The sequence below is a fragment of the Streptomyces sp. genome (assembly GCF_050698815.1).
Lineage (GTDB): Bacteria > Actinomycetota > Actinomycetes > Streptomycetales > Streptomycetaceae > Streptomyces.
This window is the reverse complement of the sequence record NZ_JBOHCV010000785.1, coordinates 1-8,072: the sequence shown is the minus strand read 5'-3', so window position 1 is coordinate 8,072 and position 8,072 is coordinate 1. Positions and strand designations below refer to the sequence as shown.

Sequence of the window (8,072 nt, the reverse complement as noted above, 5' to 3'; positions counted from 1 at the left end):
CGGTACGGGCGGCGGGTACGGGGCGTCCGACAGCGCGGCGGCGACGCCCGACGGCGGCGTGGGGGCGGGAGCGGGCGCGAGCGAGGCCCGAGGCCGGGCGGCCCAGGGTCTGCGCTTCGCGCCCGTCGCACCGAACACCGCCGACAAGGTCACCGTCCCCCGGGGCTACGACCAGAACATCGTCATCCGCTGGGGCGACCCGATCCTGCGCGGCGCACCGGACTTCGACCCGGAGCGCCAGACGGCGAAGGCGCAGGCGGCGCAGTTCGGTTACAACAACGACTTCCTCTCGCTGCTGCCGCTGGAGCGGGAGAGCCGGCGCCAACTGCTGGTCGCGAACCACGAATACACCGACGAGATCCTGATGTTCGCGGGCTACGACGCCGACGACCCCACCCGCGAGCAGGCCGAGATCGGCTGGGCCGCGCACGGTCTGTCGGTCGTCGTCGTCGAGGAGGACCGCCGCTCCGGCGCCCTCACCGCCGTCCCGCGCCACCACCTCAACCGCCGTGTCACCGTCACCACCCCCTTCGAGGTCACCGGCCCGGCGGCGGGCAGCCGCCTGCTGCGCACGACCGCCGACCCGGAGGGCACCAGGGTCCTGGGAACCCTCAACAACTGCGCGGGCGGCACCACTCCGTGGGGTACGACGCTGCACGGCGAGGAGAACGTCGACCAGTACTTCGCCAACACCGACGAGGTCACCGACGAGGAGCACCGCAAGCGTCTCAAGCGCTACGCGCTCAAGGGCACCGCCTCCGAACGCAAGTGGGAGCGCTTCGACGACCGGTTCGACGTCACCAAGGAACCGCACGAGCCGCACCGGTTCGGCTGGGTCGTCGAACTCGACCCGTACGACCCGGACTCCACCCCCCGCAAGCACACCGCACTCGGCCGCTTCAAGCACGAGGGCGCCCAGCCCCGGCTGACCCGCGACGGCCGCGCCGTGGTCTACATGGGCGACGACGAGCGCTTCGAGTACCTCTACAAGTTCGTGTCGAAGAAGCGGATGCGGCGCGGCGGCGGCCGCGCGGCCCACGAGCACAACCTGACGCTGCTGGACGAGGGCACGCTCTACGTCGCGAAGCTGACCGGCGACAGCCCGGACGGGGAGATCGACGGCTCGGGGAAACTGCCCGCGGACGGGGAGTTCGACGGGAGCGGGCGCTGGATTCCGCTGGCCACCGGCGAGGACTCGCACGTGCCGGGGATGACGGCGGAGGAGGTGTACGTCTTCACCCGGCTCGCCGGTGACAAGGTCGGCGCCACGAAGATGGACCGGCCGGAGGACGTCGAGCCCAGCCCGCGCACCGGCCGGGTCTACGCCGCCCTCACCAACAACACCGACCGCGGCGCGGCGGGCAAGGCGGGCCCCAACGAGGCCAATCCGCGCAAGGGCAACAAGCACGGCCAGGTACTGGAGTTCGCCGAGCGCGGCGACGACCCGGCCGCCCGGCGCTTCTCCTGGCGGCTGTTCCTGGTCTGCGGCGACCCGGACGACCCCGTCACCTACTTCGGCGGCTTCCCCAAGGACCAGGTCAGCCCCATCTCCTGCCCGGACAACGTCACCTTCGACGACTACGGCAATCTGTGGATCTCCACGGACGACAGCAAACTCGGCGCGCACGACGGCCTGTTCGGCGTGGCCACGGCGGGCACGCGGCGAGGCGAGGTGCGGCAGTTCCTGACCGTACCGGCCGGTGCCGAGACCTGCGGGCCGATCGTGCAGGACCGGCGCGTGCTGGTCTCCGTGCAGCACCCGGGCGAGGAGGACGGGGCGACCGTGGAGAAGCCCGCCTCGTCGTGGCCGGACGGGCCGGGCAAGCACGTACGCCCGTCGGTCGTCAGCGTCTGGCGTGCGGACGGCGGTGACATCGGGGTCCAGCGCGACTCGTGACCACCGCCGTGATCGACTGGACGGGGAACCGGCGCTGCCGGGTGCTGTCGGTCAACGGTGAGTGGAGCGGAAGCATGGGTCTCGCCTGGGTGGTTCTGGTCGTCTCGGGAGTGCTGGAGACCGTGTGGGCCACCGCGCTCCAGGCCTCGGAGAACTTTCACCGGCTGTGGCCGAGTGTGCTCTTCGTCGGCGCACTGGTGCTCAGCATGGCGGGCCTCTCCTACGCGGTCGCCCACCTCCCGCTCGGCACCGCCTACGGGGTGTGGGTCGGCATCGGCGCCGTCGGCACCGCCCTGTACGGCATGGCGGTGCTCGGCGACCCCGTCACCGCGGCCCGCCTGCTGTGCCTGCTCCTGATCGTCGCGGGCGTGGTCGGCCTCAAGCTGCTGCACTGAGGGCGCGCCACTCCCGGTCGGGGACGTCCTCCCCGCTATCGGTTGTGCGCCTGGACGATCTCGGTGGCCGCGTGCAGCAGTTGATGGGACAGGTCGCTCAGCGCCCGTGCCGTGGCCAGTTCGTCGCCGATGGCCGCTACGTTCACGTCGGCCGGGTTGCGGCGCGCCGTGCCTTCACCGACCAGCGGCGACGAGTTCCCCACGAGCGTGGCCGCCGCCTCGGTCAGCCGGTCGGACTCGGTGATCTTGACCTGGACGTTCCACTGCTTTTCTGCCACGACGCACACCTCATTCTCGGGCGGGGGTGGTCCCCACGGTCATTCCGTGACTACGCAGAGTGATTGTATCGGCAGGCGCGGACATGCCGGGTGATTCGGGGTGTGTCGCGCCGTCCGCCGGTGCCGGTCCCGTCAGGGCAGCAGCACCACCTTGCCGCCGGGATGGCCCTCGGCGAGGAAGCGATGGGCCTCCGCCGCTTCCGCCAGTGGGTAGGTGCGGCCGATCACGACCTCCAGCTCGCCCTGGCGCACCAGGTCGACCAGCCGCCGCCACGCCTCGGCCCTGATCTCCGTGCCGGGGTCGGCGCCCGGCCCGCCGCCGATCAGTTTGATGCCGGTGTCGGCGCGGTCGAAGGCGATGATGGAGACGATCCGGCCCCGGTCCGGCACCAGGTCGAGCGAGACGTCCACCGCCTCCCTGGTGCCCGCGGTGTCGACCACGGCGTCCACGCCGCCCGGCGCCGCCTCGCGCACCCGGTCCGCGAGCCCCGGCCCGTACCGCAGCGGCGTCGCCCCGTACCGGGCGACCAGCTCCTGGCGCTGCTCGCTCGCCGTGCCGATTACGGTCGCGCCCGCCGCGATCGCGAGCTGAACGGCGGTCAGGCCGACCCCGCCGGAGGCGCCGTGCACGAGGACCGTGTCGCCTTCCCCCACACCGGCGACCGTGAGCGCGTGCACCGCCGTGGCCCCGGTCAGCAGCAGCCCCGCCGCCGCTTCCCAGGACAGCTCGGACGGCTTGGGCACCACGCTCGACACGGGAACCGTCAGCTCGCTCGCGTAGGCGCCGCGCACCGGGTACGCGATCACCTCGTCCCCCACGGACACCGCCCCGGCCGGTCCCTCGGCGCCCTGCCCCACCGCGGTCACCACGCCCGCCGCCTCCTGGCCGACCGGCATCGGCAGCGCCGCCGGGTCCTTGCCCATGAGGCCGCTGTACAGCTTGTGGTCCACCGGGTTGACGCCGATCGACATCGACCGCAGCGTCACCTCGCCCGGGCCCGGCGCGGGGACCGAGGTCTCGACCAGGGACAGCACTTCCGGCCCGCCGTAGGAGCCGGCCACCACTCGCTCGGCCATATCCGCCCAACCTTCCCTCACCGGCACTATTCCACCGTGCCGCCCGCCCCGCGCGCCGGAAGCGGCGCCAGGCGCCAGGCCTCAGGGCTCAGGGCGTGAGCGTGCGCAGCGGGGTGCCCGCGAGGTAGGCGGCGATGTCTTCGACCGCCTGGCCGTAGAAGACCCGGTAGGTCTCCTCGGTGACGTAGCCCAGGTGCGGGGTGAGTACGGTCCGCGGCGCCGTGCGCAGTGGGTCGTCGGCGGGCAGCGGCTCCTGGTCGAAGACGTCCAGGCCGGCGCCGGCGAGGCGGCCCTCCACCAGGGCGTCGATGAGGGCGGCCGTGTCGACGAGCGGGCCGCGCGAGGTGTTGACCAGGTAGGCGGTGGGCTTCATCCAGGACAGTTCCCGGCGGCCGATCAACCCGGTGCTGCGGTCGCTGAGTTTGTAGTGCACGGTCACGATGTCGGCCTCGGAGAGGAGGGCCTGCTTGCTGACCGGTTCGGCTCCGCGTCCCCGTGCCTCGGCGGGGTCGAGGTTGCTGCTCCAGGCCAGTACGCGCATGCCGAAGGCGTTGCCGATCGCGGCGACCTGCGTACCCAGTCGCCCGAGGCCGACCACGCCGAGGGTGCGCCCGTGCAGGTCGCCGCCCATCGAGTGCTGCCACTGCCCCTCGCGCATCCCGGTGGACTCGGCGGGGATGTGGCGTACCAGGGAGAGGATGAGACCCCAGGTGAGTTCGGGCGTCGCGTGCGCCGAGCCCTGGGTGCCGCACACCGTCACTCCGTGCCGCCGCGCGGCCGTCAGGTCGATGGAGGGGTTGGCCATGCCGGTCGTCACGAGCAGCCGCAGGTTCGGCAGCCGGGCGAAGCGGTCCGCGGTGAACGGGGTCCGTTCGCGCATCGCGACGACCGCGTCGTAGCCGTGCAGGGCTTCGGCCAGGACGTCGGTGTCCGCCATATGGTCGTGCAGGAAGGTGACGTCCGCGTCGAGCCCCTGCCAGTCGGCGAAGTGGTGGGCGGCCTGCTGATAGTCGTCCAGTACGGCGACGCGCACGGTCGCTCCTTCCTGCCGGGGACCGGAACCCGGAACGGGCTCGAACGGGCTCGTACGGGGGACCCTAACCGGGCGGCCACCGAGCCCGCCCGGCAGGCCGCCTGGTCCGTGGCGGCGCCCGCTCGCTGCGCACCGGCCCCGGCGAATCGGATGCCCGCGCGCACCCGCCGTCCTATCGTCGGGTCATGGCCGCCCACCGCTCCCCCGCACAGGAGACGGACCTCGCGGTGCCCGTGCGGGCCGGAGGCCCCCCGCGGCCGGCCCGTCACCCGCGTCACCCGCCACCTCTCACCTGAGAAGAGGTACTCCGTCATGCCCGTGAAGACCGCTCGCTCGCTGGCCGCGAACCGCTCGCGGCTGTCACACAAGCTCACCTACGCGGCACGGAACCCGGCACGCGTCGCCCCGTACCTGCGCCGCGCCCTCAGGGATCAATGGCTGCGGCTCAAGCACCGGGACCACATCGCCTACTACCGGGCGGTGATGGCCGCCGACACCGCGAACGATCCGGAGGCGGCGGTCGGCAGCCGCAGCCACGACCGGTGGCTGGCCCTGGGGCAGATGCAGATCGACTACCTCACCGGGCACGGGCTGCGCACGGACCACCGGATGCTGGACATCGGCTGCGGCAACCTGCGCGCGGGCTGGAAGTTCATCCGGTACCTGGACGCCGGAAACTACTACGGCATCGACATCTCGCCGGACATCCTCCTCTCCGCCAAGCAGACCCTTACCAGTTACGCGCTCCAGTCGAAGCTGCCGCACCTGACGCTCACCCGCGACCTCACCTTCGACTTCCTGCCCAGCGCCCACTTCGACGTCGTGCACGCGCACAGCGTCTTCTCGCACTCACCGCTCGAGGTCATCGAGGAGTGCCTTTCCCACGTCGGCCGCATCCTCGCCCCGGACGGCTTCTTCGACTTCACCTTCGACCGTACGGAGGGGGCCGAACACCAGGTGCTGCGCGAGGACTTCTACTACCGGACCGCGACCCTGGTCACGCTGGCCGGCAGGCACGGACTCGGCGCCCGCTTCATGGACGACTGGGAGCGGCTCCCGCACGGCCAGTCCAAGATCCGCGTCACCCACGCCGACGCGCCCGCCCGCGCCGCGCGCTGACCCCGCGCCGGCCGTGGCCGGCTTCGCCTCCTAGGGGCGTGGAGTGCCACGGCAGACGGGGATGAGCCGTACGCGGTCCGCGCTCAGCGCAGGGGGATGCCCTTCCCGTGCTCGGACTCGGGGCGGCTGCCGAAGATGCGGCGGTCGCCCTCCGCGATGGCGACGTCGTTGATGCTGGCCTCCCGGCGGGCCATCAGGCCGTTTTCGTCGAACTCCCACAACTCGTTGCCGTACGAACGCCACCACTGCCCGGCGGCGTCGTGGCATTCGTACTGGAAGCGCACCGCGATGCGGTTCTCCTCGAAGGCCCACAGTTCCTTGCGCAGCGCGTACTCCAGCTCCCGCTCCCACTTGCCGGTCAGCAGCTCCACGATGGCCGCCCGGCCGGTGACGAACGTGTCCCGGTTGCGCCATACCGAGTTCTCGGTGTACGCCAGCGAGACCTTCTCCGGATCGCGGGTGTTCCACGCGTCCTCGGCGGCCTGGACCTTCTGCCGTGCGGTCTGCGCGGTGAACGGGGGCAGCGGTGGGCGAGCGTTCATGCTGGTGTCCCTTTCTGTGCCGACCACCTGGTCCTGGTGGTCACCTTCGTCCCGTGCGGGTCGATGATGCACCAGCTGTCTGATCGCCGGAAGTGCCGCCGGGAGTAGCGTGCCGCTGCCGGCGGAATCGATCCGCCGGACCGTTGAACGATTCGTCGTGCCATCCGTAGTGGTGGGTGTGGCCGAGGGTGGACGAGAGAATCGAGGACTCATGAGCGTGCGACGGGGCCGACGCCGGAAGCTCCTCATCGCCGTGCTGGCGGCGGTCGTTCTGGCCGGGGCCGGACTGCTGGCCGGGCCGCCTCTCTACGCATCCTGGGTGAACTCGAAGACGAAGGCGCCGCCGAAGCTCGAGGGGCGGGCGGGCGGGTCCGGGCCGTTCGCGGCGAGCGCGCTCAGCGGGGCCTGGACGGTGGGTGGTTCCTCCTTCGCGGGCTACCGGGTCAAGGAGGTGCTGCGCGGCAACGACGTGACCGTGACCGGCCGCACCTCCCGGGTGCGGGGGGCGCTGCGGCTGGCGGACGCCGAGCTGACCACGGCCCGCTTCAGCGTCGACGTCGCCGGCATCAAGACCTCGGAGTCCACCCGGGACGCCTACTTCCGCGGCGAGGAACTGCTGGACACCGACCGGTATCCGAAGGCGACGTTCGCGTTGACGGAGCCGGTCGACGTCGCGGCGCTCGCCGACGGCCGCGCGCACGCGGTACGGCTGCGCGGCGATCTCACGGTGCACGGTGTCCGGCGCGCGGTGTCCTTCACCGCCCGCGCGAAGGCGGGTCCCGACCGCGCGAAGATCGTCGGGAGCATACCGGTCACCTTCCAGGACTACGGCATACGCGCCCCCAGCCTCGGCTACGTGAAGGTCGAGAAGCAGGGCTCGGTGGAGTTCTCGCTGTCGGCCGCACCGTCATGAGGAGGTTGCGTGGAAAGGCGTTTCCCGGCATCCGGTCGGCGGTGGCGTCCTCGGCGTCGCCCGTACGCCGCTCCGACCTACTGCGCGTGCTGCACGAGCAGCACGGCCCCGACCTGCTGCGCTACGTGCACCGGCACACCGGCGACGTCCAACTCGCCGAGGACATCGTGCAGGAGACGCTCGCCCGGGCCTGGAAGGACCCCAAGGTGCTCGACGGCACCGCCGAGGCGCTGCGGCCCTGGCTCTTCACGGTCGCCCGCAATCTCGTCATCGACGACCGGCGCCGCGCCCGTCATCAGCACGAGTGGTCCGTCGGTGACGTGCCCGAGACGGCGGCGGGCGACGACACCGCCTCGACCCTCGACCGGATGCTGATCTCCGAGGCGCTGGAGTCGCTCACCGCCGACCACCGCACCGTGGTCATCGACGCCTACTACCTGGGCCGGACGGTGACCGACATCGCCGAGCGCCTCCAGATACCCGAGGGAACCGTCAAGTCACGGCTGCACTACGGACTGCGCGCCCTGCGGCTCGCACTGCAGGAGAGGGGTGTCACCCGATGAGCGCCGACCCGTACCGCGAGTGGGACTCCGCCTACGTCCTCGGTGCGCTCTCCGTGCCGGAACGGCTCCAGTTCGAGCGGCACCTGGAGGTCTGCCAGGTCTGCGTGCGGTCCGTCAACGATCTCGCGGGCATGCCCGGCATCCTCGGCAGGCTCAGCATCGACGACGCCCTCGCGGTGCGGAACCGTAGCGATGAGAAGGCGACCCTGCACGAACTCGACGGCGCGCGGGTGCTGCGCGGGCTCGCCCGGCAGG

At 71.8% G+C, this 8,072-nt stretch carries 10 protein-coding genes; 6 read left to right on the top strand and 4 right to left on the bottom strand.

Going from position 1 to position 8,072, the window contains the following annotated elements; translation table 11 throughout:
- On the top strand, nt 1-1,897 hold a 1,897-nt coding region (locus tag ACRDP3_RS28180; RefSeq protein WP_431519850.1), incomplete at its 5' end, for a PhoX family protein.
- A 74-nt stretch (nt 1,898-1,971) separates the two neighbouring features.
- On the top strand, nt 1,972-2,292 hold the full coding sequence (locus tag ACRDP3_RS28175) for a DMT family transporter (RefSeq protein ID WP_431519851.1): 321 nt from the start codon (nt 1,972-1,974) through the stop codon (nt 2,290-2,292).
- A 35-nt stretch (nt 2,293-2,327) separates the two neighbouring features.
- On the opposite strand, the gene ACRDP3_RS28170 is transcribed toward ACRDP3_RS28175, so the two are convergent.
- From ACRDP3_RS28170 to ACRDP3_RS28160, 3 genes are all read right to left on the bottom strand, one after another.
- Complete coding sequence (locus ACRDP3_RS28170) at nt 2,328-2,570, bottom strand: DUF1876 domain-containing protein (protein WP_431519849.1); 243 nt, start codon at nt 2,568-2,570, stop codon at nt 2,328-2,330.
- Nucleotides 2,571-2,702: 132 nt separating this feature from the next.
- On the bottom strand, nt 2,703-3,647 hold the full coding sequence (locus tag ACRDP3_RS28165) for a quinone oxidoreductase family protein (RefSeq protein ID WP_431519848.1): 945 nt from the start codon (nt 3,645-3,647) through the stop codon (nt 2,703-2,705).
- Nucleotides 3,648-3,735: 88 nt separating this feature from the next.
- Nucleotides 3,736-4,680 (bottom strand): D-2-hydroxyacid dehydrogenase family protein, encoded by a 945-nt coding sequence (locus ACRDP3_RS28160; RefSeq protein ID WP_431519847.1) that lies wholly within the window; start codon nt 4,678-4,680, stop codon nt 3,736-3,738.
- A gap of 312 nt (nt 4,681-4,992) precedes the next feature.
- On the opposite strand from ACRDP3_RS28160, the gene ACRDP3_RS28155 reads away from it, so the two are divergent.
- The gene (locus ACRDP3_RS28155) at nt 4,993-5,799 is read left to right on the top strand and encodes a class I SAM-dependent methyltransferase (RefSeq protein WP_431519846.1); all 807 of its coding nucleotides are present in this window, start codon (nt 4,993-4,995) and stop codon (nt 5,797-5,799) included.
- Between the two features lie 83 nt (nt 5,800-5,882).
- Here ACRDP3_RS28155 and ACRDP3_RS28150 read toward each other — a convergent pair whose 3' ends face one another.
- Nucleotides 5,883-6,341: a nuclear transport factor 2 family protein gene (locus ACRDP3_RS28150; protein ID WP_431519845.1), complete on the bottom strand. Its 459-nt coding sequence runs from the start codon at nt 6,339-6,341 to the stop codon at nt 5,883-5,885.
- 211 nt (nt 6,342-6,552) lie between these two features.
- On the opposite strand from ACRDP3_RS28150, the gene ACRDP3_RS28145 reads away from it, so the two are divergent.
- From ACRDP3_RS28145 to ACRDP3_RS28135, 3 genes are all read left to right on the top strand, one after another.
- Entirely contained in the window at nt 6,553-7,254 is a 702-nt protein-coding gene (locus ACRDP3_RS28145) for a YceI family protein (protein WP_431519844.1), read from the top strand.
- Nucleotides 7,255-7,259: 5 nt separating this feature from the next.
- On the top strand, nt 7,260-7,817 hold the full coding sequence (locus ACRDP3_RS28140) for a sigma-70 family RNA polymerase sigma factor (protein WP_431519843.1): 558 nt from the start codon (nt 7,260-7,262) through the stop codon (nt 7,815-7,817).
- A partial coding sequence (locus tag ACRDP3_RS28135) for an anti-sigma factor family protein (RefSeq protein WP_431519842.1) occupies nt 7,814-8,072 on the top strand: 259 nt, incomplete at its 3' end. The genes ACRDP3_RS28140 and ACRDP3_RS28135, both read left to right, overlap by 4 nt.

What these genes read in the sequence shown, in the direction of transcription:
- ACRDP3_RS28155 (WP_431519846.1), top strand. Translation starts at nt 4,993, where the DNA reads ATGCCCGTGAAGACCGCTCGCTCGCTGGCCGCGAACCGCTCGCGGCTG.
- ACRDP3_RS28145 (WP_431519844.1), top strand. Translation starts at nt 6,553, where the DNA reads ATGAGCGTGCGACGGGGCCGACGCCGGAAGCTCCTCATCGCCGTGCTG.
- ACRDP3_RS28165 (WP_431519848.1), bottom strand. Translation starts at nt 3,647, where the DNA reads ATGGCCGAGCGAGTGGTGGCCGGCTCCTACGGCGGGCCGGAAGTGCTG.
- ACRDP3_RS28175 (WP_431519851.1), top strand. Translation starts at nt 1,972, where the DNA reads ATGGGTCTCGCCTGGGTGGTTCTGGTCGTCTCGGGAGTGCTGGAGACC.
- ACRDP3_RS28150 (WP_431519845.1), bottom strand. Translation starts at nt 6,341, where the DNA reads ATGAACGCTCGCCCACCGCTGCCCCCGTTCACCGCGCAGACCGCACGG.